The sequence below is a fragment of the Streptomyces anandii JCM 4720 genome, assembly GCF_014650655.1.
In the GTDB taxonomy this organism is placed as follows: Bacteria; Actinomycetota; Actinomycetes; order Streptomycetales; family Streptomycetaceae; genus Streptomyces; species Streptomyces anandii.
Window position 1 is genome coordinate 1 of the sequence record NZ_BMVJ01000030.1, and the last position, 26,664, is coordinate 26,664.

22 protein-coding genes, 1 tRNA gene, 1 other RNA gene and 2 pseudogenes are annotated in these 26,664 nt (G+C 69.1%); 22 read left to right on the top strand and 4 right to left on the bottom strand.

The annotated features are described in order from the left end of the window. Positions 1 to 117: 117 nt before the first annotated feature. Positions 118 to 972 (bottom strand): DUF72 domain-containing protein, encoded by an 855-nt coding sequence (locus IE249_RS32325; protein ID WP_189710609.1) that lies wholly within the window; start codon positions 970 to 972, stop codon positions 118 to 120. 363 nt (positions 973 to 1,335) lie between these two features. On the opposite strand from IE249_RS32325, the gene IE249_RS32330 reads away from it, so the two are divergent. From IE249_RS32330 to IE249_RS32360, 7 genes and pseudogenes are all read left to right on the top strand, one after another. Continuing rightward, positions 1,336 to 1,599 carry a hypothetical protein gene (locus IE249_RS32330; RefSeq protein ID WP_229859748.1) on the top strand — a complete coding sequence of 88 codons (264 nt, stop codon included), beginning with the start codon at positions 1,336 to 1,338 and terminating at the stop codon, positions 1,597 to 1,599. 155 nt (positions 1,600 to 1,754) lie between these two features. Beyond that, positions 1,755 to 2,720 carry a DUF2637 domain-containing protein gene (locus tag IE249_RS32335; protein WP_189710677.1) on the top strand — a complete coding sequence of 322 codons (966 nt, stop codon included), beginning with the start codon at positions 1,755 to 1,757 and terminating at the stop codon, positions 2,718 to 2,720. A gap of 292 nt (positions 2,721 to 3,012) precedes the next feature. After that, positions 3,013 to 3,482, top strand: a pseudogene (locus IE249_RS32340) (arsenic resistance protein); the annotation flags it as partial. Continuing rightward, positions 3,475 to 3,888, top strand: a complete 414-nt coding sequence (locus IE249_RS32345; protein WP_189710611.1) for an arsenate reductase ArsC — start codon at positions 3,475 to 3,477, stop codon at positions 3,886 to 3,888. The pseudogene IE249_RS32340 and the gene IE249_RS32345, both read left to right, overlap by 8 nt. Before the next feature lie 118 nt (positions 3,889 to 4,006). After that, positions 4,007 to 4,365, top strand: a pseudogene (locus IE249_RS32350) (tyrosine-type recombinase/integrase); the annotation flags it as partial. A gap of 357 nt (positions 4,366 to 4,722) precedes the next feature. Next, positions 4,723 to 5,898: an HNH endonuclease gene (locus tag IE249_RS32355; RefSeq protein ID WP_229859750.1), complete on the top strand. Its 1,176-nt coding sequence runs from the start codon at positions 4,723 to 4,725 to the stop codon at positions 5,896 to 5,898. A 1,710-nt stretch (positions 5,899 to 7,608) separates the two neighbouring features. After that, on the top strand, positions 7,609 to 8,805 hold the full coding sequence (locus IE249_RS32360) for a DUF5677 domain-containing protein (protein WP_189710613.1): 1,197 nt from the start codon (positions 7,609 to 7,611) through the stop codon (positions 8,803 to 8,805). Positions 8,806 to 8,887: 82 nt separating this feature from the next. Here the strand turns inward: IE249_RS32360 and IE249_RS32365 are convergent, their stop codons facing one another. Then, entirely contained in the window at positions 8,888 to 9,457 is a 570-nt protein-coding gene (locus tag IE249_RS32365) for a GNAT family N-acetyltransferase (RefSeq protein ID WP_189710615.1), read from the bottom strand. Then, on the bottom strand, positions 9,454 to 10,221 hold the full coding sequence (locus IE249_RS32370; protein WP_189710617.1) for a GntR family transcriptional regulator: 768 nt from the start codon (positions 10,219 to 10,221) through the stop codon (positions 9,454 to 9,456). The genes IE249_RS32365 and IE249_RS32370 overlap by 4 nt, the downstream gene beginning before the upstream one ends. 471 nt (positions 10,222 to 10,692) lie before the next feature. On the opposite strand from IE249_RS32370, the gene IE249_RS32375 reads away from it, so the two are divergent. The 12 genes from IE249_RS32375 to IE249_RS32430 all read left to right on the top strand — a co-directional run bounded on the left by IE249_RS32375 (position 10,693) and on the right by IE249_RS32430 (position 22,143). Then, positions 10,693 to 10,950, top strand: coding sequence for a DUF6284 family protein (locus IE249_RS32375; protein WP_189710618.1), 258 nt, complete (start codon positions 10,693 to 10,695; stop codon positions 10,948 to 10,950). Further along, positions 10,947 to 11,480 (top strand): hypothetical protein, encoded by a 534-nt coding sequence (locus tag IE249_RS32380; RefSeq protein ID WP_189710620.1) that lies wholly within the window; start codon positions 10,947 to 10,949, stop codon positions 11,478 to 11,480. Before IE249_RS32375 ends, IE249_RS32380 begins: the two co-directional genes overlap by 4 nt. Then, complete coding sequence (locus tag IE249_RS32385) at positions 11,477 to 12,484, top strand: DUF2637 domain-containing protein (RefSeq protein WP_189710622.1); 1,008 nt, start codon at positions 11,477 to 11,479, stop codon at positions 12,482 to 12,484. Before IE249_RS32380 ends, IE249_RS32385 begins: the two co-directional genes overlap by 4 nt. Next, entirely contained in the window at positions 12,484 to 12,822 is a 339-nt protein-coding gene (locus IE249_RS32390) for an RRQRL motif-containing zinc-binding protein (protein ID WP_189710624.1), read from the top strand. The genes IE249_RS32385 and IE249_RS32390 overlap by 1 nt, the downstream gene beginning before the upstream one ends. A 76-nt stretch (positions 12,823 to 12,898) precedes the next feature. Then, positions 12,899 to 14,497 carry a hypothetical protein gene (locus IE249_RS32395; RefSeq protein WP_189710626.1) on the top strand — a complete coding sequence of 533 codons (1,599 nt, stop codon included), beginning with the start codon at positions 12,899 to 12,901 and terminating at the stop codon, positions 14,495 to 14,497. Between the two features lies 1 nt (position 14,498). Next, positions 14,499 to 16,610, top strand: coding sequence for a hypothetical protein (locus IE249_RS32400; RefSeq protein WP_189710628.1), 2,112 nt, complete (start codon positions 14,499 to 14,501; stop codon positions 16,608 to 16,610). Positions 16,611 to 16,807: 197 nt separating this feature from the next. After that, a complete protein-coding gene (locus IE249_RS32405) occupies positions 16,808 to 17,371 on the top strand; it encodes a hypothetical protein (RefSeq protein ID WP_229859753.1) in 564 nt (187 codons plus the stop codon). A gap of 459 nt (positions 17,372 to 17,830) precedes the next feature. Then, positions 17,831 to 18,739, top strand: a complete 909-nt coding sequence (locus tag IE249_RS32410) for a bifunctional DNA primase/polymerase (RefSeq protein ID WP_189710630.1) — start codon at positions 17,831 to 17,833, stop codon at positions 18,737 to 18,739. A gap of 80 nt (positions 18,740 to 18,819) precedes the next feature. After that, positions 18,820 to 19,161, top strand: a complete 342-nt coding sequence (locus IE249_RS32415; RefSeq protein ID WP_189710632.1) for a hypothetical protein — start codon at positions 18,820 to 18,822, stop codon at positions 19,159 to 19,161. Continuing rightward, positions 19,158 to 20,387 carry a DUF3631 domain-containing protein gene (locus IE249_RS32420; RefSeq protein WP_189710634.1) on the top strand — a complete coding sequence of 410 codons (1,230 nt, stop codon included), beginning with the start codon at positions 19,158 to 19,160 and terminating at the stop codon, positions 20,385 to 20,387. The genes IE249_RS32415 and IE249_RS32420 overlap by 4 nt, the downstream gene beginning before the upstream one ends. Positions 20,388 to 20,568: 181 nt before the next feature. Then, positions 20,569 to 20,787, top strand: coding sequence for an excisionase family DNA-binding protein (locus IE249_RS32425; protein WP_189710635.1), 219 nt, complete (start codon positions 20,569 to 20,571; stop codon positions 20,785 to 20,787). A gap of 75 nt (positions 20,788 to 20,862) precedes the next feature. Continuing rightward, positions 20,863 to 22,143: a tyrosine-type recombinase/integrase gene (locus tag IE249_RS32430; RefSeq protein WP_189710636.1), complete on the top strand. Its 1,281-nt coding sequence runs from the start codon at positions 20,863 to 20,865 to the stop codon at positions 22,141 to 22,143. Positions 22,144 to 22,208: 65 nt separating this feature from the next. Here IE249_RS32430 and IE249_RS32435 read toward each other — a convergent pair. Then, positions 22,209 to 22,293: transfer RNA gene (locus IE249_RS32435), tRNA-Ser, on the bottom strand. A gap of 72 nt (positions 22,294 to 22,365) precedes the next feature. Between IE249_RS32435 and ffs the strand changes: the two genes are divergently transcribed. The 3 genes from ffs (at position 22,366) to purD (ending at position 26,330) form a co-directional block, all read left to right on the top strand. Then, positions 22,366 to 22,464, top strand: an RNA gene (gene ffs, locus IE249_RS32440) — signal recognition particle sRNA small type. A 92-nt stretch (positions 22,465 to 22,556) separates the two neighbouring features. Continuing rightward, complete coding sequence (locus tag IE249_RS32445; RefSeq protein ID WP_189710638.1) at positions 22,557 to 24,935, top strand: DNA polymerase III subunit gamma and tau; 2,379 nt, start codon at positions 22,557 to 22,559, stop codon at positions 24,933 to 24,935. A gap of 141 nt (positions 24,936 to 25,076) precedes the next feature. Further along, on the top strand, positions 25,077 to 26,330 hold the full coding sequence (purD, locus tag IE249_RS32450) for a phosphoribosylamine--glycine ligase (protein WP_189710639.1): 1,254 nt from the start codon (positions 25,077 to 25,079) through the stop codon (positions 26,328 to 26,330). Positions 26,331 to 26,664: the final 334 nt, after the last annotated feature.

Consider the following 26,664-nt stretch of genomic DNA (forward strand, 5'->3'; position numbering starts at 1 on the left):
ACACTGGCCGCCGACACACTGCGCTCGGCGGCCAGCCACCGATCACCCGACTGTCACCAAAGTCATGACCGGGTACAGCTAGACCGAGGTACGGCGCCCCTCGGCGGGAGCGGCGGATCAGCAGCCGTCGAGCAGCGCGCGCATCCGCTCGGCGGCACGGACGGCAGCGTCGGCGCAGCAGTTGTTGAACAGCACGTGGAGCCGTTCCACCCGGGCGGCCAGCGCGCGCAGCCGGGGCACCCACTCGGCCAGCTCGGCGTCGGCGTACTCGTACCGGAACCGGTCCTCCTTGCTCCCGGTGCCCCAGGCCGTGCTGCGGCCGTGGAAGCGGACGACGCCCAACTGGGGCGAGGTGACCGGGGTGACCGGCGGGACGGACGACGGCAGGGTCCGCGCCATGTCGACGGCGACGGCGGCGAAGCCGTGCCCGCGCAGCAGCGCGGCGGTCGCGTCGGCCTGCTCCTCCCGCCACCACGCGGGGTGCCGGAACTCCACCGAGACGGGCCACTTGGCGGTGCGCGCGGCGCACTGGCCCAGGAACTCCTCGGCCGCCGCGCCCGGCCGGAACCACGGGGGGAACTGGAACAGCACACTGCCCAGCCGCCCGCCGTCGCGCAGCGGCCCGATCGCCTCGGCGAACCGTTCCCACACCGCGTCCAGCACCTGGGGATCCCGCGGGTCGGGCGCGTCGCGCAGATCAACGGGCAGCGCGCCGCGCCGGGTGGGATGCCCGGTGAGCAGCGAGAAGGCCTTCACGTCGAAGACGAAACCGTCCGGGGTCCGCTCCACCCACAGCCGGCTGTTGCGGGCGGAGGGGAGCGCGTAGTAGCCGGAGTCGACCTCGACGACCGGTAAGCGGGTGGCGTAGTGGCGCAGACGCCCCTCCGCGTCCCGCGAACCCTTGGGATACCAGCCGCTGCGCACCAGCGCGGGGTCCGTCCACGAACACGCGCCCACCAGGATCTCGCCCATGACAGCCGGTTACCCGAGCGGGCGGACCGTAGCCGCCGAACGCAGTATGTGGCGCGTCGGCACCGTGAAACCGCATCGGCTTCGGCGTATGGTTGACATCGCTGCGAGGAAATTGCGGATCATTCCGTGTGGGATCCCGCCGTCGAAAATATCCCGCCGAGTGCCGAATGACGGACGGGTGTCCGGTGGAGGCGTCCGCCCGGCTGCCGGTCCGGACATCGTCCATCTCGTCGGCTAGACGGACGAGACATCCGATCGCACAATATAGGTCTGATCGGGGAATTCCTTCACCCGAATGCCGCGCATCCGGGGAAGTTCGGCGACGTTAGTCGGGATATGACTAAGGCAACCAGGGAAGGGTACTTGGGTCTGCTCGTAGGTCAAGAGCGACAGGACACGAGTGCTTCACACGCGGTGGCGCTGGGCCCCTACACCTACTCCCCGGCCCCGGTGCACGCGTCGGCCACCGTCAACGGCACCCTTACCAGAGGCGGCCTGCCGGTCGCCCTCAAGGTCACCGAGCCGTTGCTGAGGGATTTCCTGGATGCGATGAGCGCGCTGGAAGCCGATCTCGCCCGCCGCTGGGTCGGTTCGGAAGGCCGATCCGCCTTCTCCTGCGCCGAATAGCCGGCGGCGTAATGTACGACGAACGTATTGACCGCCGTTCCGGATATTTTATGGGCCAACAGAATGACCATTCCAGTGGGCAGCTCGGTGATTACGCAGGGGAATACGCAGGCGATTACGTAGGCGGTCATGTGACCAATCACGTCACGGACTACATGACCGACCACGCGGGCGATCGCCCGCTCGGTCACCAAGCGGCGGGCACCGGCCGGCACCGCGCCCCGGAACGGTTCTTCTCGACTCCTCTGGTACCACCGGATTCGGGCTGGGACCCGGCCGAAGAACTGGCCTTCATGCTCCAGGACGCGATGCAGGAGGCCAACTCCCCGAAGATTCCTGGTGCCCGCGAGGAACACCCTTCCGCCCGCGACGAGTACTCGTACCCACGCGAAGAAAATCCGGTTCCCCGCGATGAAACGCCGGTCACCGAACCGGTCCCCGGCTCCCCCTTGGACAACCTGCGGGAGATCACCGCGGAGCTGCCCCCGCTGAGGCGGCTGAAGGGCGAGGCGCCCCGCGGCCACCGGAAGGTGCGCCGGCGCGGGAGCCTGAAGAGCATTCGCACGGTCAGCCAGGTCATCGCCGCCCTGACCGCGGTGATCGCCTCCGCGGTGAGCTTCTTCGGCGGAATGGTCTCCTACGACCCCCTGCGCATCGTCGCCATCGCCCGCATGGAGGCCGGAGTCGCCTCCTGGTGGCCCCTGCTGGTGTACGGCCCCTGGCTGGTGGCCTCGCTCTCCGTGCTGCGGGCCGCGCTGCACCAGCGCCGGGCGGTGCACTCCTGGTGCGTGGTGCTGTTCTTCTCCTCGATCGCGATGCTCTTATGCGTGCTGCAGGCGCCCCGGACGATCGTCGACATCTCGGCGGCCGCCCTGCCGGGCCTCGCGTCCCTGGCCTGCTTCCAGCAGCTCGTACGGCAGATCACCCTCACCCGCCCGCCCCGCCGGGCCATCCCCCGCCACCGCCTCCCCCGGGCGACCCCTCCGGAACCCCAGGCGACCGACAACCCGGCCACGACCCCCAAGCCCGGCTCACCGAGGCCCGCACCCTCCAAGACATCCACCACCACGCCCAGAACCCCGGGCACCTCCACACGCCGCTCACCGTCCCAGGGCCGCTAGCCGTCAGGGCCGGATCCCGGCCTCGGTGGCCCGGGTATGCGGGCGCACGGGAATCAGCAGCGTCCGGGCCTCAGCTCGGCTTGTGCTCGCGTCTGAGGCCGTCCAGTTGGCAACCATCACGTGGTCTACGCGGGCCAGGACCGCCAACTCGTCGTGCGGGTCCTTGCGCCCCAATCGTCGTGGCGTCTGCCGTCCGGATGCCTGCTGCTCGGTGACGCGACCGGGTCATGCCGAAGAGCCGAGTCGCATCGGCGGCTCGGCTCTTCGTTTCGCCTGTTCAGGCGGCTGCGGAGGATACGAGATTCGGAGGGCCGGACCCGCCTTCTGGTACGAGGCCGAGCTCATCCCGCGCATCGGTCCCTTCGCCCTGTACGGGCTGTTGTTCACGATCGTCATCCTCTTCGCCCTGCAAGGTGACGCCATCACCTCGCAGCCGCTGGACGTCGCCCGCATCACCCTGCCGCTGCTGGTCTACTTCGGCGTCATGTGGGCCGGGTCCATGACCCTGGTCCGCGCGGTCGGCCTCGACTACTCGCGGGCCACAACGCAGGCGTTCACCGCCGCAGGCAACAACTTCGAACTGGCCATCGCCGTCGCCATCGCCACCTTCGGCGCCACGTCCGGCCAGGCCCTCGCCGGCGTCGTCGGCCCCCCATCGAAGTGCCCGCACTGATTGGCTTGGTGTACGTCGCCCTGTACGCCCGCCGCTACTTCACCGCCCCCGCCGTCCCCGCGCCCCAAGAGGACTCCACCCATGTCTGACACCGCCACGCCGTCCGTGCTCTTCGTCTGCGTCCACAACGCCGGGCGCTCACAGATGGCCGCCGCCTTCCTCACCCACCTCGCGGGCGACCGCGTCCAGGTGCGGTCCGCGGGCTCCGCCCCCGCCGACACCGTCAACCCGGCCGTCGTCGAGGCCATGGCGGAGGTGGGCATCGACATCACCGCCGAAGTGCCCAAGGTGCTCACGGTGGAGGCGGTCCAGGCGTCCGACGTCGTGATCACGATGGGATGCGGTGACACCTGCCCCGTCTTCCCGGGAAAGCGCTACCTCGACTGGCAGCTCCCTGACCCGGCCGGGCAGGGCGTGGAAGCGGTACGCCCGATCCGCGACGAGATCGAAAAGCGCGTCCGCGGTTTGGTTGACGAGATCGCCCCGCAGGCTTGACCAAGCGGAGACTCAGCGACTACTTCGCAGTGAAACACGCATGCGCGAGCCCATCGGAGATCATCCGTGGGCTCGCTCGACCGCGCCAGGGCACCCCGGCGCGCGGTAGGTCATCGCCCTCGCCCTCGCCCTCGGGCTGCGGCAAGGGGAAGCGCTCGGGCCGCACTGGGAGGACGTCGACCTCGACGCGGGGTACGTCCGCATCCGCAAGAAGCCCAGGAGCTGGAGCGGATCGCGGCTGGCGCCGACCGGGAGGGCAAGGGCTGCGTCTTCGCCTCGCCGACCGGCGGGCCGCTGAGCCCGAACACCGACTTCCATGTCTGGAAGCGCCTGCTTCGGGACGCCGGTGTCCGAGACGGCCGTCTCCACGACGCTCGCCACACCGCCGCGACCGTTCTCCTGATCCTCGGTGTCCCGGACGTCGTGATCGACTCGATCACGGGTCGAGAGCCTGGGGGAGCGGCCCGGATGCGCGCTCCCTGCACCCCCTCCCGGCTCCGAGGAAAAAACGAACTGAGACGGAAAACTGAGACGGACAACGTCGAAGGGCCCCACCGCAAGCGGTGGGGCCCTTCGACATCGTGCCCGGTGAGGCACTGGCGGAGGATACGAGATTCGAACTCGTGAGGGGTTGCCCCCAACACGCTTTCCAACTGTCCACGTGGCCATTTAGGAGCGTCCATGTAGGTTCAAAGGCCAGGTCAGATGGGGGACGCGAACGGCGGCGAACGGCGGCGATCGTCAGCGCACTGGACAAAGACCAAGACAACGAGCGGCGCAGTGTCAGTGGTCCTCCCTACGATCAAGGTCGGACCGGGTGACGGGAGGGGACCCATGACCGCTACGGGGTTGACGGATGCCAGCATCGTTCGGCGTGTCGTCCAGGAGTACGACGACATGGGGCGGGATGCCTTTCTGGACAGACACAGATTCGAGCGTGCCAATCAGTACTACCTTCAGGTGGCTGGTCGGCTGTACGACGCCAAGGCCATCGCCAACGTGGCACATCGCTATGAACACCAGGATCCTGACGCGCGCGTGATCAGCGGTGGACGGGATCACAGCAACCGCCTGCTGGAGCGCCTCGGCTTCACAGTGATCGACGGACGCCCCACCACGGTCGAGGGTGAGCGTGCCTGGCGTCTCGCGATCTGGTCGCACCTGCAGCTCACAGAAGACCTTAGCCAGGTTCCACCTGGCGTCCTGCGCGGATTCGGTGTCTATGGCGGAGGCCAGGGCATTTGGATGGACAAGGCCAGGACAGAGGCCGTTCACGAGGGCGGAATCACTGTGGGAGTCCTCCACACCGGTGCGCACTACCCAGACGAGATCAGCGACAACGACGTGATCTACCACTACCCCACTACTGGCCGGGGTCCGGGCCGTGATGAGTCAGAGGTCGCCGCGACCAAGGCAGCAGCAGCCCTGAAGCTGCCCATCTTCGTCATCGCGAAGCCAACCCCCCGGTCCAGCGTCCGCATTGTGCGCCTGGCGTGGGTGGAGGGGTGGGAAGAGCGCTCACGGATCTTCTTGATCAGCTTTGGAGACAGCAGACCGGAACACCTCTTGATCGAGGATCACTCAGACGAGCAGCCCTTTTCCCTGACCGGTAACAGCAGCCGGAGCAGCCGGCGAAACGTTCGTGAACGCCCAGGGCAGCGCCGTTTCAAGCTGCGGGTCTTCCAGCGCTATGGACCTCGCTGCCCCCTCTCGGGGATCGCAGTGCCCGAGATGATCGAGGCAGCTCACCTGCGGCCCGACGCCGAGGACGGCACAGACGATCCTCGTAATGGCTTGCCGCTCAATGCAGCACTCCACCGCGCCTACGACGCACACCTGTTCGCCATTGACCCGGAGAGCCTCGACGTGGTGACGCGCCCCCAGGGCCCAACTATCGAAGAGCTCGGTATCGTCACGCCGCATATTCGTGAGCTGTCTCGGCGCCCACACGCGGAGGCGCTGCGCTGGCGGTACAGGGAATGGCAGTCACGTACTGGCCGGCAGGGGTAGCGAGACCGAGCGGTTTTCAAGACCATCCGGATTCATACGACCAGATAGGCCTTGACCTGCGCCTTAGGAGGGTCGAGTCACTCGGTGCGGGTTATGTTGGCCAGAGGATGGCCACAGGAGGCTAGACGAACCCCCGGCTCCAGGCGCCGGCGACAACCAGGACTCACCCTCACCACAGGTGAAACGGCCTCTTCGTCCCGAGCCTCGAACCCGTCCGGCAGGTTACGCCTTCACCAATTAAACCCAATAGAAGGGGCAACTCTCCCGTATCTCATCAAGTGTGTTTTTAGCAGCTCTCGGGGTCCTACCTGGGCCACCGGCGAGGGAATCATGCCAAGCCAGTGTGGTCCTAGGATATTTCCTCCAGCGCTCCTTGAGCCGATGCTCAATGAATTCAGTGAATCTATCCCGAACATCGAAAGCCGGGTTGACTTCTAGATACGATGGAGCGTAACCAGCATGGACGATTCTGTTGCGCAACTTGTATAGCTTCACCTCGTACTCTCCGGGTACCGAGTCAAGTCCGCTCCATCTCCCACCCAGCAGGCCAGGAAGCTCCCTTTTTATGAGAGATTCGAATGGGATCTCTGATTTCTCGGCGATTACCTCCGGTTGAGTTCCCATGTCACGGTGCAGCATTGTGCATAGACCCCGAAGCAGGCTTTCCACCGATGCTTGCAGAGATACAATGCTGGCTGATGCGGCTCCATGCACCCGTTGAGTCTGCGCCTCCAACGCAAGTGAACGAGCGGTGACAAACGGATGGGGGGCATTTGCTGCCTCCGACTCAAGTCGACGCGCTATAGCTTGACGTATCCGTTCGCTAACTTCTCGTTCATTGTGCGCCAAACTGACAGTATTTATTTTGCGGTGATTTATTCGCAGAGAATTTTCTGCCAGTACTGCACCACTACGAGGGTCGAGTACGTCGCATTTCACCTCTGGGTCTAGAGAGTCTTTAGCTATCGGATAGGACCAGATTTCACCAGTTGTGAGGCGCGAGCTTTCGCTTAGCAGGTTTATCGCGGCAAGGCACCTCTCAAAGGCTCGGGTCAAAACTTGATTCAGTTTTTTGGCCTCTGGCTCGTCATCAAATGCAACATCTAGAGTGTCCGCCACAACCCAGGATTGAGTTGACTTGCCACCCGACTCCTGAGGGGCGGCTTCCCCTCGGAGGATTTTCAATCCTGCCCGATATGGATCGAGTGCCGAGTCGACTAGCGATATGTGGAACTGCCGCAAGGAGATAACAACCCATGCCGGCTGATTGGGATCAGCAGATCGGCTCATGCGGAACGTCTGACCACTTGGGATCGGCAGATGGTAGGGAAGCCGGATGAAGAATCGGAGCAGTGGTACCTCTTGGGCCGGTTGCACGGCGGCAAAAGCGGGCATGCTTCCGACAACTCGCACTTGCTTCGGATAGTCCTGCATAAACGGCGATTATGGCAGGGTACGAGACCTGGGTGCACCCCGTTTGGCAAGTTCCCCGGTGCGGTCCCCATCGTGCCTCCGTCGGGCGGCCCTGCAATCAGCCCGCCGAGGAGCCTGGCGAGTCCTCCAGAGGAGCAACGTGCACCAGATAGTGCGGTACCCAGAGTGTGGTTGGCACCAATCGGCGCACCACCCCAGCGTGATCACTCTGGCAAGACTCTGGCCCTTCAACTCTGGTGCGCTTATCCTAGTGAGCTCTACCTGGGAGGGGTGTCGGTGGGAGACAAATTCGGGGAAGTTGATTTCAAAGTCCCCCCTTCAGAACACCAGGGGCTGGCATTTAAGGACGAGATCAGTGCCAACCTAAAGTATCGACTTCCTGACTTTTCCACGCTAATTTGGGCCGTCGAAGAAGAACTCCACATCGTCACTCGAAGATTCTTTACAGAAACCACGAACAAGTCCGCAGTCATCATCGGGAATCACGCCTTCAATGATTATATTGGTCTAGTTGATTCCCTGCTCATCGGTGATGGTAGATCGGCAGCGCGGGTTTCCAGATCCCTCTTCGAGCATCTCGTGAATTATTGCGAGGTGATGACATCAGCGACGGCAGCAGAAAGATACCTGGAACACAAAGCTGTGACAGCCGACCTGCTGGCTAACCTTACTCGCGGATTGCACTACCTAAAGGGAGTCGCACAGAAGCGCGAAAGAAACAGGCTGGCAAAACTGAAGCGTGATGCCCTACTTCCTCTCAAGCGCGTGCTAACGAAGTTTGGCCCCGCCTATCGCCGCGACTGGAGTTCACGCAATCTGTACGACCGTGCCAAAGACCACGGGTACGAAAGCCATTATGACACTTACCGTCTCCTTTCGCAGGTTACGCACGGGAGTTACGGCGGAGTGCTGGGCAGCCACGCAGAGATATCCGGTGCGAGCGTCCATAGGATCGGACCATCTCTCGACCTAGCCATCCTTTCCTATTTGGAAGGGTTGACCTTTTTCCGCAGCTTTGCCTCAGAAGTAGGGAGTCGCCAGTCCGTCGACACGGGCAAGCTTACAGAGGCAATTGATGCCCTCTTGTCTTACTGGCCCACCTATCGTCAAGGGCTCCTGGACGTCGACAAGTATGTCTGGCCCGCCTCTCCGCCACCTAGCCCAATTGCCGTAATGGCCCTATATCCAAGTGGGCGAATCCGATGGTTCTTCTTCGAGCCTGCACTGAGCAAGATGAAATTGGCCGATCCGCCACCGAACTGTGAATGGATGGAGGAAAGATTTCGTGAGTATGTTGAGGCGGGTAACGTCGCGCTACCAGCCAACATGGACGGCCGTCCCATAACATCCGCGGTCAGTGGAGTCCAGGTGACCCCGAAAGCTGATGCACAGTGGGTCACGGCGGCAGCCATTTTTACTCCCAAAGCGGGAGACAACACCATGATCCCATGGTTCAACCCCACGCCTTCGTGAGTCCGTCGATTACCAGCGCAGTGCATCGGCGGATGTGCGGCGAACTGCCGGTAGGTGTTGCGGGTCAGATGGGATGTTTCGCTCAAGCCGCAAACGGAAGCCGTGCGGGAGTCGGCGTGCAGTCCGTGAATCCGTGCTCTGCCGGCCGTGCCGCGCGCTGAGCGAGCCACCCTGAGACGCGCGGGCCGCCGTTCACAGCAGTCCCCTCCCGGACCGTACGAACGTGCGTGAAGCCTTGCGCGAGGTAGTAGCGCTGGAGTCCCTCGTTCGTCGTCCACGCGTCCAGTCGGACCCACTTAGCGCCCGCCCGGTGCGCACGGTCGCCAGCCCAATCGAGCAGTCGGCCGCCAAGGTTCTGACCGGCGTACTCTCGCGCCACGGTGAGTTTGTTGATGAACAACGACGGTTCGGTCAGTTCGTCATCAGTCCAGAGACCGTCTTCCGCATCCGGGGTGAGCGTGATGGTCCCGGCGGTGGTGTGCCCATCGCGGAGCATGAACACGGTGCCCGCTTCGATCGTCGCCAACAGCTTGTCCGCCGGATACGGACGGCTCCACTGGTCGGAGCCGATACCGCGCAGCCAAGCCGCTGCCTCCTCACGGAAGGACAGGAGCTTGGCCAGGTCGTGCGGTTCTGCAGGAGTGATGATCACGTGGTCTCGCTTCGGGCGCTGAGGTCGCCAATCTCGTAGTTCATCCGGTTCAGGTCACCCCGGAACGTCGTGATGGTGCATCGGATCGGACGGTCTGCCGAGTAGCCCGTGCGTGTCCAGAGCAGCACGGGTACGCCGGCGCCTACCTCCAAGAGGCGGGCCTCTTCCGGTGTCGGCATACGCGTCGCGATCTCGTCGAAGTAGCCGACCTGCTCGATTCCGCTAGCGGCCAGATACCTGGTGGTTCCCTCTTCTATGTCTTTGGGCTCAGCCAAGCGCGGGCGCTCTTCGATCAGCCAGGCGGGGTAGTACGTGGCCTGCGTGGACCACGGCACGTCATCCACATACCGGTGACAGAACCGCAGAGCTGTCGTGCTTCCCTCTTCGATCTTCAGTCGCTCCGCGATGTCTGCTGGTGCAGGCAGCATTTCGACCCGGAACGACTGATGGGGACGGCGGCCGGCGTTCGTTACGTCGGTGTTGTAGGCGTCCCCGTTCTGGGGGAACTCCAGGTTCTCGAAGCGCGAAGCGTTGAGCTCGAACACCTCGTGTGATCGAACCTCGTAGCCCAGACCCTGGCTGGACGTAATCAGCCCCTCGCTGACCAGCAAGGCAAGGCCCGACCGAACGGTGTTACGGGAAGCATCGAACCGGGCTGACAGCTCGCTTTCCGAGGGCAACCGGCGGTGGCTGTCGAACGCGCCGTTCACGATCTCACGACGTAGGGCGTCGGCCACCTGTCGGTACTTGGGTTGCTTGCTCATGCGCCCATCATGACGCACTCGCTCAACTTGTCGGTACATGTAGGCCCCAATCCCTTGACGGCTCACTGTCCGTGGGTGCAGCATCACTGCATCAACTTGTTCCTACAAGTTGAGCAGGTGGTGCAGCTCCATCAAGCATGCTCGCCTGTGCTCAAAAGGGCCCCTTCGGGGGTCATGAGGCCCCGCTGCGGCGGGGGCGAGGGACCCGGACCCCTTGGCAGTTCGGAGGGCTTAGACCGAAAGGTCGCGTCTCCATACGCCTGAAACGGGAGCTCGTGTTCCCGAAGGAGACACCCGTACGACCACCACCCACCGCGGCGCTTTCTGCGCCGCGTCCGGTTGCCTCCGCTGCTCGTCTCGTACGAGCAGCGGAGGGGAGCCGGAAACTCCGACTTCAACGGCGCGCGCCCCCCGGACTGGCATCCGGGGGGCGCTGTTCGGGCCGTTCACCTGTGAGAGGACACACGACCCATGAAGCACATCGCTGCTGTTCAGGCGGTTGTTACCGCCGACGAGTACGACCGCGAGCCGACGGCCGCGGAGCTGGACGCCATCGCGGTGGAGACGCCGCTGATTCTGGCGGAGGTCGAGCTGCTGGACGTGCGTATCGCGTTGATGGACCGCACGCCGAGTGAGCTGGACACGCGGCGTCTGCGTAAGGCGCTGCACCGGGTGCTGAGCGAGCGGGCGGCGCTGGCCAACCGCGCGACGGCGGGGGAGGCGGCGTGATCCGCATCGTCACCGCCGGCCGTCTGGCCCGGCTGGAGCACGACGCCCGCGCCGCCTGCGAGCACGCGCGGCACGCCAGCGGGGCGGCGAACGAGGCGTTCGGCCAGCACGTGAGGGAGTTGTACGCCGTCACCGATCGCGCGGAGCGGGCGGAGGCGACCACGGACGAGGTGGGCGTGATCCTGGCCCGTGCGATGGAGGAGCTGTCCGCAGCGCAGCGGGAGCTGCTGTTGAAGGACATCGAGATCCGCCGACTCCGCGAGGAGCTGGAGGGCGAGCCGTTGGAGGGGCGGACGCTTACGGTGCTGCTGCACTACGGCGAGCCGCACTCCATCTACCGCTCCCGCGAGGACGCCTACGCCGACACCGCCACCCACGGCGGGCCGGCGGACCACGTGTGGAAGCCGTGCGATGAACGCCCGGCAGCCGAGTTCACGTGGCGCTGTGAGGCGTTCATCTACGACCCCGCCTCCAACGGGTTCCGGCGCGCGTACATGCCCGCTGCGAAGCCGATGGAGGGGGCGGCGTGAACGGGGTTCAGATCCGTTCAGCGGAGCGCGCGTTGTCGGTGGGCACATGGCTGATCGTGTGCGGCGCCATGCTGTACTCGATCCTCACGGTCACGCCGCTGATGGCCGCGCACACCCCCCGCGCCTGGCACTGGACGGCCCCCATCCTGCCGCTCGTGGTGGATGCCGCGGTGGTCATCGTGGTCCGGCTGGATTCGGTGCTGGCCCGTCTGGGTGGGCACGGTGGGCGGTGGCCGGTAGCGCTGCGGTGGATGACCGGCGCGATGACGCTGGCCCTGAACACCGCGGACTCCGCGTTGAAGAAAGACCTGGTGGGCGTGGCCGTGCACGCGGTGGCGCCGCTGCTTCTGATCGTCACCGCGGAAACCGGGCTGGCCTACCGCCGGGCCATCACCGCCGCCGTGACGGCGCTGGAGGAGCGGCAGCGCGCCGAGCGCGAGCGAGCCGAGCAGGCCCGACGCGAACGCGAGGAAGCCGCCCGCCGGCAGGCCCGCGAGGAACGCGAGCACGAAGCAAGGCTCGCCCGTGAACAGCGTGAGCACGAAGCCCAACTCGCCCGCGAGGCAGCCGAACGGGAGGAGCGGCGCTGGCGTGCCGAGGAGGAGCAGCGGGCCGCCCGCGAGCGTGAGGAGCGGGCCGAGCGTGAACGCCGTGAACGCGAGCTTGAACAGCGTGAGCGGGAGCGTGAGCAGGCCGAGCGGCAAGCCGCCGAACGCCGCGAGCGTGAGGCGGCGGAGCGCGAGGAGCGTGAACGCCGTGAACGCCAGGCCCGCGAGGAGCGGGCCGAGCGTGAACGCGCCGCGCTGCTGGCGCGCGGCCCGGCCGCCGGCAAGCTTCCGGAGGACGAGGCGCGCGCGATCGTGGCCGCTGCGTTCGCCGCGAGCCTGTCGGTGCGGGCCGCGGCGGAGTTGTGCGGCTGGTCGGTGGGGTGGGTGTCCGCCCGCTACGCCGAGCACCGCGACCCGAGCACGGGCGGCGCTGAGCTGGCCATCGCGAGCCAGTGATGGCCGCCGTCCCGGTCTACCCGTGGCGGCTCGCCCCTGACGGCTTGGCCACCCGCCGCCAACTGCGCGCCCGTGGGCTGCGGCCCGGCGGGCAGGACGTGGCCGCGCAGATCGAGCGTCCGCGGCGCCGCCGCGGGCCGCTGGTCGCCTACCTCTACGAGATCGAGCAGGCCAAGCCTGTCCGGCCTATGACGCCCGCCAAGCGGGCCGCCCTGGACAAGGCGAACGCCGCCCGACGCAGGTGCCCGGAGTGCGGTCGGGATGCCGGATACGTCATCCCGACCATGCTCGGCACGTGCGTGAGCTGCGCCTATCCCGAAGAACAGCGCGTCGCATAAGCCCTGTTGGCAGGCCCGGCCGAACACCTTCCACAGCACCGGCCGGGCCCTACTCCCCGCAAGGAGTGCTCACAGCATGACGGAACTCAGCACTGAGCCGGTAGCCGTCGAGGCTGCCCCCACCCCTTCGGCCCCGCCGCCCGAGCCGCAGACCACCGCGGCCAAGGAGGTGGAGCACACGCCCGGCGGCTGGCCGGTCGTCCCGCTCGCTTTGACCGGGGCGAACAGCACCGTGGGCACAGTCGCCGCCGCCTCCCTGGCAGGCGGCCCGATCGCCGCTCTGGTCGCCGTGACCGGGGCCGTGGTCCTGGGCACGGTCGCCACTGTCCGCTCCCGCAAGCCCGACCCGCGCCGCGAGGCACGGCGGGCCGCCGCACGCGCCGCCGGCCGCAGCGCCGCCCGTAGCGCGGGCCTGCACCAGAGCCGGACAGGAGCGGGCGGAGCACGGAACAGCGGCAGCCGGAGCGGCGGTGGCCGTTCTGCCGCCTCCCGTGCTGGTCGGAGCAGTGGTAGCCGGTCTGGCAGGGTGCCGGGCCAGCACCGCCGCGGCACCGGCCCCACCGCCCACCACGGCAGCACCGCCGCCGGCACGAAGAGCGGCGGCAAGGCTGGGCACGGCCTGTCCAAGCGCGCTGCCAGCGGTGCGGGGAAGGCCGCTGGCCAGCTCGGGCAGATCAAGGCCCTGCGCGCCGCACAGAAGAACGCCGCGGGGTCCCGCGCGGACAAGCGGGCACAGACCACGGCCGCCCGCCGCGCCGTGGCCGACGCCCGCAGGAACGCCAAGGCCGCAGCTGGCAGCCGCCGACTGGGCAGGGGCGGCACCGGTGTGGGCCGCTTCTTCGGCGGTGCCGTCCGTAAGGCCCGTGCCGCGCGGGATTCCGCGGTCGCCAAGAACCGGGCCAAGCGGGATGCCAAGACCGGCAGCACCATCGCCGCGCAGCGCGCGCAGGTACGCAAGGCCCCGGCCCGCAAGGCGGCCCGGCAGGCGCTGCGCCGGTCCGCGGCGCGCTTCCACGGCCGCCGCCTGCTCGCCGCGCTGCTCGCCCTGCCCGCCGGGCTGTTGGGGCTCATCACCACCCCGATCGGGCGCAAGTTCGGCATTCCGTGGCTGATGAACCCGGGCCGACGCCTGTACCGACGGCTCGTCACCACGGCTGCCGAGCAGCGCGCAGCACGCGACGAGACCACCCGCAAGAACCTGCGTGAGCAGGAAGCCGCCGCCGATGCGGAGGCCGCCGAGGACGGCACGGACGGCATCGCGGACGGCATCGAGCGGCCCGCGGCCACGGTCCCCACCAGCACCACACCCGAGGTGAGCGAAGGAGAGCACGTGTCCGGTTTCCGGTTCGAAGAAGTCGCGGCCGAGATGGAGCAGGCCGCCACCCAGTACGACCCCGAGAACGCCATGGAGATCCTGGCCATGGTCGAGGGACTGCCCGCCGCCCTCACGTCGGTGGCGAACGTGATGAAGATCCTCGCCGAGCGCTCCGACTCCGAGTTCCCGCTGGAGAAGGAGGTCGCGGACGGCTTCAACGACATCTTCGGCGCCCTGATGAGCGCCGTCGCGGTCGCCGAGGACATGGGCCCGCTGTTCCGGCAGGCCCACGAGCAGGACATCGCCCGCCACGAGGACCCCCGCAACGGCCACGAGGCCGAGAAGGGCTGGAACGTCTGAGATGAGCAGCACCGCCACCGCCAACAAGAGCAGTGGCCCGGTGCTGGACTGGACCGCCGGTCACGGACCCGTGACCGGCGCCCTGTCCGCCACCACCGGAGCCTTCGCCGTCGCCACCACCGGCGCCGCCACCGCCATGCCCCCCGGATGGGCCCTGGCCGTCGGCGCGGCCGGCGCCCTCGGACACACCGTCGTGGGCCTGCGCGTCCGCAACGCCGGCCGGACGCTTGCCACCCGTGCCGCCTCCTGGCTCGTCGGCGCGGGCTGGACCACGTGGGCCATGACCCACGGCCCCCTGACTTGGGCCGCCCTCGGCTCGCTCGCCACGATCGGCGTCGGTATCGGCGCCGCCGCCCGCTCTTCGGCGCTGTATGAGGAAGCGCGGGAGGAGGAGGCCATCGCCGCGGAGCAGCGGGCCATCGCGCGGGAGCTGTCCGCGGAGCGGCGGGCGATCGCCGCGGAATGGATCGACCGCATCCAGCGAGTGTGCAACATCACCATTCGCGTGGTCGGCGTGGAGAAGTGGGAGACCGGCGCCGGATACTCCCTGGACGCCGAGCTGCCGCCCGGCGGCGCCACCTGGAACAAGATCGCTGCCGAGTCGGCGCGGCTGTCGGCGGATGCCCGGCTGCCGCACGGCTGCACCGCCACTGCGTCCCCCGGCATTGACCAGGGCCGGGTCATCATCGACGTGACCACGGTCAACGTGCTGGAACAGGAACGGACCTATCCGGCTGAGTACGGGCCGCTGTCCCTGCACACCGGCATCCCCTGGGGCTACCGCACCAACGCCGAACAGATCCTGGCCTACCTGCGCGAGCAGTGCGCGCTGATCGTCGGCCCCACCGGGTCGGGCAAGACGAACATGGTCCATTCAATCCTCGCGGGGTTCGCTCGCGCCGAGGACATCCTGACGTGGGTGATCGACCTCAACGCCGGATCCGCTGGTCTGCCGTGGGTGCTGCCCGCCCTCAACGGCGAGATCACTGCCGAGGACGGCAAGCCTGTGCGGCCCGGTATCGACTGGCTGGCCGGGACGTTCGACGAGGCCATGACGATGCTGGAGACCGCGGTCAGGGTGGCCAAGCAGCGCAAGATGGGCTATCAGGACCTGCTCGCCCGCGCGAACACGGACCTGTTGCCCATCAGCGCGAAAATCCCGCAGATCATGCTGGTCATTGACGAGGGCGCGGAGATCCTGGCCAGTCCGGACCGGCAGATGCGCAAGCTCGCCGAGAAGATCCTGGAAGTGATCCGGATCGCCCGCGCGATGGGCCTGCGCACCGTGCTCACCGCGCTCGGGGCGACCGGGAGCGTGCTGAGCAACCTGATGATCCGCCGCGAGGCCAAGGTGCGCGTTGCCCTGACCGGCGGTGAGACCGAGGGCATGGACCTGTCGAAGATGTTCCCCGGTTCCCGCGGGCTGCGCGTGGACCAGGCCCCGTACAAGGGGGCGGGGTTCATGGGCACCCCGGAGTCGCCGGCCGCGCTGTTCAAGGCGTGGCGGATCCTGCCCAACCAGATCCGGGAGATCATCGCCGCCACGTCCGACCGGCACCCGGTGCTGGACGACATCTCTGCCAGGGCGGCCGGGCCCGCCTACGTCCGCCGCTGGGACGCGGAGCGCACCGCATGGATGCGCGACCACACCGCAGACGACACCACCGAGGGCGCCGCGGCCGGGGCGGGGTTGAACCTGTCGGCGCTGCGCAGCGAGCAGCCGGCCGAGCAGGTCTCGCCGGAAGAGGAGATGCTGCGCCAGTTCCGCGAGCAGATCGACGCCCAGTTCGGCACCGCCCCCGACCCGCACACCCGCACCACCGACGCGGCGCCGCCCGCCACTGGCGGGCTGAACCTGTCGGCGCTGCGGGGCGAGCAGGAAAGCCCCGCACAACAGGCCGCGCTCGCGCTGCTGCTCGCCGCCGGCACCGAGGGCACTGGGGCATCCGCGATCGCCCGCGCGCTTGCCGACGAGTACGGCACGACCCGTCAGACGGTCGTCGGCTGGCTCAAGACGTGGGTGACGGACGGCACCGCCGTCCGCGTCGGGGAGGGCACCAAAGCCCGCTACGTCCACCGCCGCCACGCCCCCGGGCAGCCGTCCGACGGCTGATCACTTGTCGCTTGTCGTCCCCGGAAAACAGAAGGCTCCAGAGCGGGTCTGGAGGCGCGGAAACGGCTTGTGACCTGCAAGGCGACAAGCGACAAGACAAGACAAGCGACAAGCCGCACGACAAGCGACACGACAAGCAGGCACGGGCAGCCACCGCACAACGCGGAGGCTGCCCGCCGCATTGAAGGGACCCCGTTGTGCACCCCGACACCCCCGCCGAGAGCGCCCCCGACGCGATCCACTCCAACCCCCGCTTGACCGACGCCGAGGCCGCCGCGGAGGCCCGCAGGATCATCGCGGAGGCTTACCGGCCCGTGCCGCAGATGCCCACCGCCTACCGCGACCCGACCCCGCTGCCCGCCTACGGCAGCACGCCCCCGGTCCCTCAGCCGGACCACCGCATCGTCCCCGCGTGGGCCGCCGGGACCGCCGTCGCCGGAATCGGCGTCGGAGCCACCTGCGTCGGCGTCGGCTGCGGCATCTGGCTCGCCTGCCAAGGATTCGCCGCCGTGACCCTGACCAGCGTCCTGTTCGTCACCCTCCCGATCGCCGCCGTCGCGGCCGTCGCCGCCGCCATCGGCTCGGCGATCGCCGCCGTCGCGGCCGTCGCCGCCGCCATCGGCTCGGCCGTGCGCTCCATCAAGGCCACCCACACCGAAACCCACCACCACTACAACGGCCCGGTCCGGCAGGAGAACACCACTCTGAACACCCACACGCGCGGACTGACCGCCCGGACCAGCAACCACGTCACCCGCTGAACGCCCCAGGCGTTCACGAACCGGGGGCGGTGGCTGCGCGCGGCCGGCCCGTGCGCAGCCCGACACCCGCCGCCGCGATCCCCGAGGCTGCCCCGCGCCCACGCCCACCGCCTCACTCCTCACCACAAAAGCGCGGGGGCGAAGGGGCCGCAGAGGGGATGTCAGCCCCCCGACCACGTTGCTGTGAGCCGTCTACCAGGCACAACACCCGATGGCTGGATCAGCAACCGCAACAGATGACGCAACACCTGCTGCCACAGCAGAAGCAACTGGTAGGCGCAACCGACGTCGCCGCGCCCTGCGCGGAACCTGGCCACAACCAGCAGCGACAAAGCGGCTGATGTTTACCAGACTCCAGCAAACCCGCCCGTACCTACGTCAAAGGCGGCCCCCGTCTCGCCAAAGTCCGGGGCCGCCCTTGTCTCCAGTCCTCAACAGACCTGTTGGAGGTCTCCCATCATGACGCATGACGCCCGATCCGCGCTGCTGCGTGCAGCGTCGGATGCGGCCGAGCACGGCTGGCACGTCATCCCGTTACGGCCCGGCGACAAGCGGCCAGCCGGGCACGCGCAGAAGTACTGCCCCGGCACCGATCGCTGCGCGAACGGCCACCAGACACCCGAGCAGCGCGCCACCACCAACCCCGAGCTGCTGGCCACCGCGTGGGCGCTGCGGCCCTACAACGTCGGCATCGCCACCGGCCCGTCCGGGCTGCTGGTGGTGGACCTGGACACGCTCAAGCCTGAAGAGCCAAAAGGAACGCCTGACGGCGTAACCAACTTTGCCGCGCTCTGCGAGCGCGCCGGGCAGGCCGTCCCCGACACCTACCGGGTGCGGACCGCCCGCGGCGGAGAGCACCTGTACTTCACCCAACCGCCCGGCGCCCGCCTGCACTCCACCGCCGGACGGCTCGCCAAGAAGATCGACACCCGTGGCTGGGGCGGGTACGTCGTCGCCGCCGGCAGCACCACCCCGGACGGCACGTACACCGTCCTGGACGACCGCGACCCGGCACCGCTGCCCGACTGGCTACACCAGGCACTCACCAGCCGCCCCAAGCCGCCGCAGAACGCCATGGCGACTTCCATGAAGTGCCGCAGCGGGTATGCCGCGGCGGCGCTGCGGGGCGAGGTGCACAACGTGGCCACCGCCGCGGACGGCACCCGCAATGCCACGCTGCTGCGGGCCGCGCGGGCGCTGGGTCGGCTGGTCGCGTCCGGCGACCTCGACCGTGGGGAGGTCGAGGAGGCTCTTAGTAGGGCGGTGGCGGGCAACGCCACCCAGTCCCAGCGCTACTACGACGACGTGATCGCGCGGGGGCTGGACTGGTCCATCGCCCACAACCCGGCCGGCGGGAGGGCAGCGTGACCAGCCCCCCGCCTACTAAGAGCCCTTCCGTCACCACCAGCGGCCCGCCAGCCGCTCCACAGCCTGTGGACACCCCGGCCGTGGGCGGGCCGAAGGTCGCCGCCCGTAAGGGCGTCCTTTCTGCTCTTCGCTCTGACCGGTTCCAGGCCGACGAGGCCCGCCACGGCACCGAGGACCCGACACCCGACCGGCCCGGTATCTGCATCTACGCCCCACCGGTCTATCGCCACCACTACGACGGCGCCCGCTGGACCAAACGCCACGGCGACACCCCCGCCGCCGCCTACGCCTGCACCTGCGGCCAGACCGGCACCGCCACCGGCCCCCGGGCCGTTGCTGCCCTGGTCACCGAGTACGACGCCCACAAATCCGCCTGCACCGGCACGCCCGCACCACTCATGGAAGGGAGGGACGCCGCATGACCGACCCCATCAACGGCGCCGCGCTGCTCAACGAGGTGGAAGCCTTCCACCGCCGCTTCAACGTCTTCCCCACCGAGGCCGCCTACGTCGCGGTCACCCTGTGGGACGCGCACGCCCACCTGCTCGACTGCTTCGACTCCACCCCCCGCCTCGCGTTCCTTTCCCCCGAGCCCGGCTCGGGCAAGTCCCGCGCGCTGGAGATCGTGGAAACGCTCACCCCCCGTGCCGAGGCCACCGTGAACGCCTCGCCCAACGCCCTGTTCCGGCTGGTGGACGCCGCCGAGGGACGGCCGACGCTGCTCTTCGACGAGATCGACACGGTGTTCGGACCGAAGGCAGGCGACAACGAACCCGTCCGCGGGTTCCTGAACTCCGGATACCGGCGCATCGGGACCATGCTGCGCTGCGTCGGGGACGGAGCGAACCAGAGCGTGCAGCGGTTCTCCTCGTTCTGCGCCGTCGCCATGGCCGGGCTCGGCTCCCTCCCGGACACGATCCTGACCCGCTCCGTCATCATCCGCATGCGCAAGCGCGCCCCGAACGAGAAGATCGAGCCCTACCGGCAGCGCATCAACGAACGCCAAGGCCACGCCCTGCGAGATCGGCTCGCCCAGTGGGCCGACAGCGTGCGCGAGCAGGTCACCGACGCCTGGCCCGAACTTCCCGAAGGGGTCACCGACCGGCCGGCCGACGTGTGGGAACCCCTACTCGCCGTCGCCGACGCCGCCGGGGACGACTGGCCGACGCGAGCCCGCGCCGCCTGCCTGGAGCTGGTCAACGCAGCCCACGACAACGACGAAGCCTCCCTCGGAGTCCGGCTGCTGACCGACCTGCGCGACAAGGTGTTCTGCGGCGCCGACCGCATGCCCACCGCCGTCATCCTCGAAATGCTGCTCGACCTGGACGACGCCCCCTGGGGCGACGTGGACGACAAGCCGCTCAACTCCCGGATGCTGGCCAAGCTGCTCAGCCAGTACGTCACCCCCGCCAACAAGCCGATCAAGCCCCGTGGCATCCGCACCCCTTCGGGGTTCCCGAAGGGCTACTACGCGGAAGACCTCACGGACGCCTGGACGCGGTACTGCCCCCCACCCCCCGGAAAATCCGCCACGTCCGCCACGTCCGCCACACCGCAGGTCAGCGGGGGTGAACCCGTGGCGGATACCGCCACAGTCATCCGCCACACGCCCGCGGAAGCCGCCACGCAGCCCACTCTCGCCGGATAGCGGATCCGGCGCCCTCGGTGCCGCCACGCCGCACTGATGTGGCGGCACCTATCCGCCACAAAACCGCTATCCGCCACACGATCAAGGCTCTGACCTGCGGTGTGGCGGCGTGGCGGACGTGGCGGATTCCCCAGAAGGGCCCGCCGCCCTCACTCGTCGCGAGAAGAAGGAGATCCGCCGCATGGACACGGCCCAACTCGCCGACTCCATCGACCACACCCTTGTCCTCCTGACCGTCGAAGAGGCCGCCCGCCGACTCTGCATCGGCCGGACCACGTGCTACGCGCTCATTCGCTCCGGAGAGCTGGAGTCCATCGACATCGGCCGTCTACGTCGCGTCCCCGCCGACGCGCCAGCCGCGTACCTCGCCCGCCGACGTGCGGCCCGACGAGCTGCTTGACGACGTTCGAGACGGCGGGCAGTCCTCCCGCCGTCTCGGTTCCCGCCCCAACAGGGAGAAAGCAGGAGCCTGCCTGTGGCAGAAGAGAAGAAGCGCACCCGCCGTGCCAACGGCGAATCCGCCATCTACTTCGGTAAGGACGGCCGTTGGCACGCCCGCGTGCCGATGGGCTACAAGGACGACGGCACGCCGTACCGCCGACACCTGACGCGCCCGACGCGCAAAGAGTTGGTTGATGAGGTTCGGAAGCTGGAGAAGCAGCGCGACGAGGGTTCGGCGCGGCAGCCCGGCAAGCCGTGGACCGTCGCAAAGTGGCTTGAGCACTGGGTGGAGAACATCGCCCGGCCCGTCATCAGCGAGAACACTTACGCCGGCTACGAGGTGGCCGTACGGGTGCACCTGGTTCCCGGCATCGGCAAGCACCGCCTTGACCGCTTGGAACCGGAGCATCTGGAGAGCCTGTACCGCCGGATGCAGAACTCTGGCAGCAAGCCGGGCACTGCTCACCAGGCCCACAGGACGGCCCGCACCGCCCTGGGGGAGGCGGTACGGCGCGGCTACGCAGCCAAGAACGCTGCGACCCTGGCGAAACCGCCACGGATGGAGGAGGACGAAACCGAGGTTGAGCCCTACTCGGTGGACGAGGTGCAAAGCCTGCTGCTCGAAGTCAACAAGCGCCGGAACAGCGCCCGCTGGATGCTCGCCCTTGCACTCGGTCTGCGGCAGGGCGAGACGCTGGGGCTGCGATGGTCTGACGTTGACCTGGACAACGAGTACCTGAAGCTTCGCCGGAACCGGCTGCGGCCGAAGTACGAGCACGGTTGCGGCGACGAGGCCCCCTGCGGCCGGAAGGCTGGCTACTGCCCGGACCGGGTGCAGGTACGGCGCGAGACGAAGAACACCAAGTCCCGCGCCGGGCGCCGCGCGGTGCCACTCCCCGGTCCCCTGGTCGTGATGCTCCGCGCCCACAAGGAAGCGCAGGAACGGGAGCGCGAGACGGCCGGGAACCTGTGGGTGGAGTCGGAGTACGTGTTCACCAAGCGGCTGGGTGGTCCGCTCAGCCCGAACACGGACTATCACGACTGGAAGCGGCTGCTGGGAGACGCCGGGGTCCGTGACGGTCGACTGCACGACGCCCGCCACACAGCCGGCACGGTGCTGATGCTTCTCGGGGTCCCGGATCGGGTCATCGACCAGATCATGGGATGGGAGCCGGGAGGCGCCGCCAGGATGCGGGCGCGGTACCTGCATGTGACCGACCCCATGCTGAAGGAGGCGGCTCGGAAGATCGAGCGCGCCATCTGGGGAGCACCGGAAACACCGTCTGTGGACAAAAACCAGGACAACGACGGCTGAGTGAACAACGAAGCGGCCCCGCTGTGATCAACGGGGCCGCTTCGTTTCGCCTGTTCAGGCGGCTGCGGAGGATACGAGATTCGAACTCGTGAGGGGTTGCCCCCAACACGCTTTCCAAGCGTGCGCCCTAGGCCTCTAGGCGAATCCTCCGCCGGAAACATTACATGACGCGGAGGAGTGCTCGCGAACTCGTTCCCGGCCCCCGGGATCAGGTAGTCTTTCGGCAGCCCCTCACGCGGCGCTATCTGACTGAACTCCCCCAGGGCCGGAAGGCAGCAAGGGTAGGTCGGCTCTGGCGGGTGCGTGGGGGGCGCTCGCGTTCCGGGCGGCGCCGGGCGGCTGCGGGGCCGCGTACCCGAGGTCACGTCCGCGAGCCGGGCTCGTTGTCGGTGGGCGCCTATAACCTCGTATGCGTGTCGTCTCTCGCGCTGTACCGCCGCTACCGACCGGAGTCCTTTGCCGAGGTCATCGGGCAGGAGCATGTCACCGACCCGCTGCAGCAGGCGCTGCGGAACAACCGGGTCAATCACGCGTACCTGTTCAGCGGTCCGCGCGGCTGCGGCAAGACGACCAGCGCCCGCATCCTGGCCCGCTGCCTGAACTGCGAGAAGGGGCCGACGCCCACCCCGTGCGGGGAGTGCGATTCGTGCCGGGACCTGGCGAGGAACGGGCCGGGGTCCATCGACGTCATCGAGATCGACGCCGCTTCGCACGGTGGCGTGGACGACGCCCGCGACCTGCGCGAGAAGGCCTTCTTCGGACCCGCCCGCAGCCGGTACAAGATCTACATCATCGACGAGGCCCACATGGTCACGTCGGCCGGGTTCAACGCCCTGCTCAAGGTCGTCGAGGAGCCCCCGGAGCACCTGAAGTTCATCTTCGCCACCACCGAGCCCGAGAAGGTCATCGGGACCATCCGCTCGCGGACCCACCACTACCCCTTCCGGCTCGTTCCGCCCGGCACCCTGCGGGACTACCTCGGCGAGGTCTGCGGCAAGGAGGACATCCCCGTTGAGGAGGGTGTGCTCCCGCTCGTCGTGCGCGCCGGCGCCGGGTCCGTGCGTGACTCCATGTCCGTCATGGACCAGCTGCTGGCCGGTGCGGGAGAGGAGGGTGTGACGTATGCCATGGCCACCTCCCTCCTCGGGTACACCGACGGCTCGCTGCTCGACTCCGTCGTCGAGAGCTTCGCCTCCGGGGACGGCGCCGGTGCCTTCGAGGTCGTCGACCGCGTGATCGAGGGCGGCAACGACCCCCGCCGGTTCGTGGCCGACCTGCTGGAGCGGCTGCGGGACCTCGTCATCCTCGCCGCCGTGCCCGACGCCACCGACAAGGGCCTCATCGACGCGCCCGCCGACGTCCTGGAGCGGATGCGGGCCCAGGCCAGTTCCTTCGGGGCCGCCGAGCTGAGCCGCGCCGCCGACCTCGTCAACGAGGGGCTCACCGAGATGCGCGGCGCCACCTCCCCGCGTCTCCAGCTCGAGCTGATCTGCGCCCGCGTGCTGCTGCCCGCCGCCTACGGCGACGAGCGCTCGGTCATGGCCCGCCTCGACCGTCTGGAGCGCGGCGTGAGCTTCTCCACGGGGGCGGGGACGCCCGCCATGGGGTACGTGCCCGGGCCCGAGGGGCATGGAGGCGGTGCCGGTGCCGTTGCGGGTGCGGCGGTGCCGCCCGGTGGCGGTGGCGTCCCGGGTGCGGTGCCGCCCGGTGGCGGTGCCGCGGCCGCCCGCGCCGCTGTGCGGGGGGCCGGGGGAGCTGCGGCTCCCGGGGGCGAGGGCCAGAACGAGGGGATCGTCGGGGCCGGTGCCGCCGATGCGCCCGTCGGTCATGGTGCGCCTGCCGGTCATGGTGCGCCCACCGGGCATGGTGGGGCCGTCGGGGGCGAGGGTGCCGGTGCCGGGGCAGCGGCGGCTCGCCGTGGTGATCCCTCCGTACCGACCGGTCCCGCCACGGGTGAGCCCGCGCAGCCGCCCGCCTCGCCCGGCGCCTGGCCCACCGCCACCGGCGCGGGCGGCGGCGGTGGCAGGCGGCCCGGTGGCTGGCCGACGGCGGCGGCGCCCGGCGGCGGCCCGGCCGCCCCCGCCGCACCGTCCGCCCCGCCCCAGCAGTCCACACCGGCCCCGCCCCCGGCCGCATCCGTCCCGGCGGCCCCCGCCGGCGGCGGACTCGACCCGCGGACGCTGTGGCCGAACATCCTGGAGGCGGTGAAGAACCGCCGCCGCTTCACCTGGATCCTGCTCAGCCAGAACGCCCAGATCGCCGGCTTCGACGGCACCACGCTCCAGCTCGGTTTCGTCAACGCCGGCGCCCGCGACAACTTCGCGAGCAGCGGCAGCGAGGACGTGCTGCGTCAGGCGCTGGCCGAGCAGTTCAGCGTGCAGTGGAGGATCGAGGCGGTCGTCGATCCCACGGGCGGCGGCTCCGCACCCCCGGCCCCCGGCGGACACGGTGCCCCCGGCGGGTACGGCTCCGGCGGATACGGCGCGGGTCATGGCGGCGTCCCCGCGGCGGCGCGTACGGCGGCTCCCCGGCCGTCCTCCGCGCCCGCCTCGCCCGTCTCCGCGTCCCCGGCCCAGCCCCCGGCGGGCTCCACGGGCGCGTCCCCGGCCGCGGCGCCCCGCGGCACCGCCGCCGAGACGGCGGCACCCGCGGCCCGCCCCGCCCCCGTGGCTCCCGAGGACGACATCCCCGAGGACGACGACCCCGACCTCAACGAGTCCGCCCTCTCGGGCCACGAACTGATCGTGCGTGAGCTGGGCGCAACGGTGGTCGAGGAGTACACCACCGAGTAACCGCACCGGTGCGGCCGCGCGGTCACGGCGCCGGTGGCGCCCCTGCCGACGGGCGGCTCGGAGGAACGTACGAACACCTCGCCCCCGCCCCCTCGGTGGCCCGCACAAACCCGATCGCCCCGCTGCCGTTAGGCTGGCCCCGTGAAGGTCCTCGTCATCGGCAGCGGCGCGCGTGAGCACGCCCTGTGCCGTTCCCTGTCCCTCGACCCCGACGTCACCGCGCTGCACTGCGCGCCCGGCAACGCCGGCATCGCCGAGGTCGCCGAGCTGCACCGGGTCGACGCCCTGGACGGCGCCGCCGTCGCCGCGCTGGCCACGGAGCTCGGCGCCGACCTCGTCGTCGTCGGCCCGGAGGCGCCGCTGGTGGCCGGGGTCGCCGACGCCGTGCGCGAGGCGGGCATCGCGGTCTTCGGCCCGTCCGGCGAGGCCGCGCGGCTTGAGGGCTCCAAGGCCTTCGCCAAGGACGTGATGGCCGGGGCCGGAGTGCCCACGGCGCGCTCGTACGTCTGCACCACGGCCGAGGAGGTCGCCGAGGCCCTCAACGCCTTCGGCGCTCCCTACGTCGTCAAGGACGACGGCCTCGCCGCCGGCAAGGGCGTCGTCGTCACCGACGACGTGGAGGCCGCCCGGGCGCACGCGGCCGCCTGCGAGCGGGTCGTGATCGAGGAGTACCTCGACGGCCCCGAGGTCTCCCTCTTCGCCGTCACCGACGGCGAGACCGTGCTGCCGCTCCAGCCCGCCCAGGACTTCAAGCGGGCCCTGGACGGCGACGAGGGCCCCAACACCGGCGGCATGGGCGCGTACTCGCCGCTGCCCTGGGCCGACCCCAAGCTGGTCGACGAGGTCCTGCAGACCGTGCTCCAGCCCACCGTGGACGAGATGCGCCGCCGGGGCACCCCGTTCTCCGGCCTGCTCTACGCGGGTCTGGCGATCACCAGCCGCGGGGTGCGGGTCATCGAGTTCAACGCCCGCTTCGGCGACCCCGAGACCCAGGTGGTCCTGGCCCGTCTGAAGACGCCCCTGGCCGGTGTGCTGATGGCCGCCGCCACCGGCGGGCTCGCCCATCTGGAGCCGCTGCGCTGGAGCGACGACGCGGCCGTCACCGTGGTCGTCGCCTCGCACAACTACCCGGGCACCCCGCGCACCGGCGACCCCATCACCGGACTGGACGAGATCGCCGCCGTCGACGCACCGCACGCCTACGTCCTGCACGCGGGCACCAGGCGCGAGGGCGACGACGTGGTGAGCGCGGGCGGTCGCGTGCTGTCCGTCACGGCCACCGGCAAGGACCTGACCGAGGCCCGGGACCGCGCGTACACCGCCGTCGCCCGGATCCGCCTCGACGGTTCCCAGCACCGCGGGGACATCGCCGCGAAGGCGGCCGCGGGCGCGTAGCGCACGGCTCCTGCAGCCCGCGGCCCGGCCGCGGCGCGCGCGGCTCACCGCCTCCAGGCCCCGGACGAAATCCGGGGCCTGATCGTTGCAGTACGTCACCCACCTCTGACCAAAGCCATTCCATCGAGTGAGCAATGCTCCATCCGGCTGACGGGGGACGGGGCCCCAACTAGGGTGCGGCGCAGGTGTTCCGGCACTTGGCCCACCGGCATTGCGATGTCAGTGGCGGGTGTCACAGTGGGGGAGTGAGCAACACCAGGACTGCCGGGAGGGGGTGACGTCCGTCGTGACCGGTACGGGTGTGGAGATCGGCGCGCAGGCCGCGCGCTCCCGG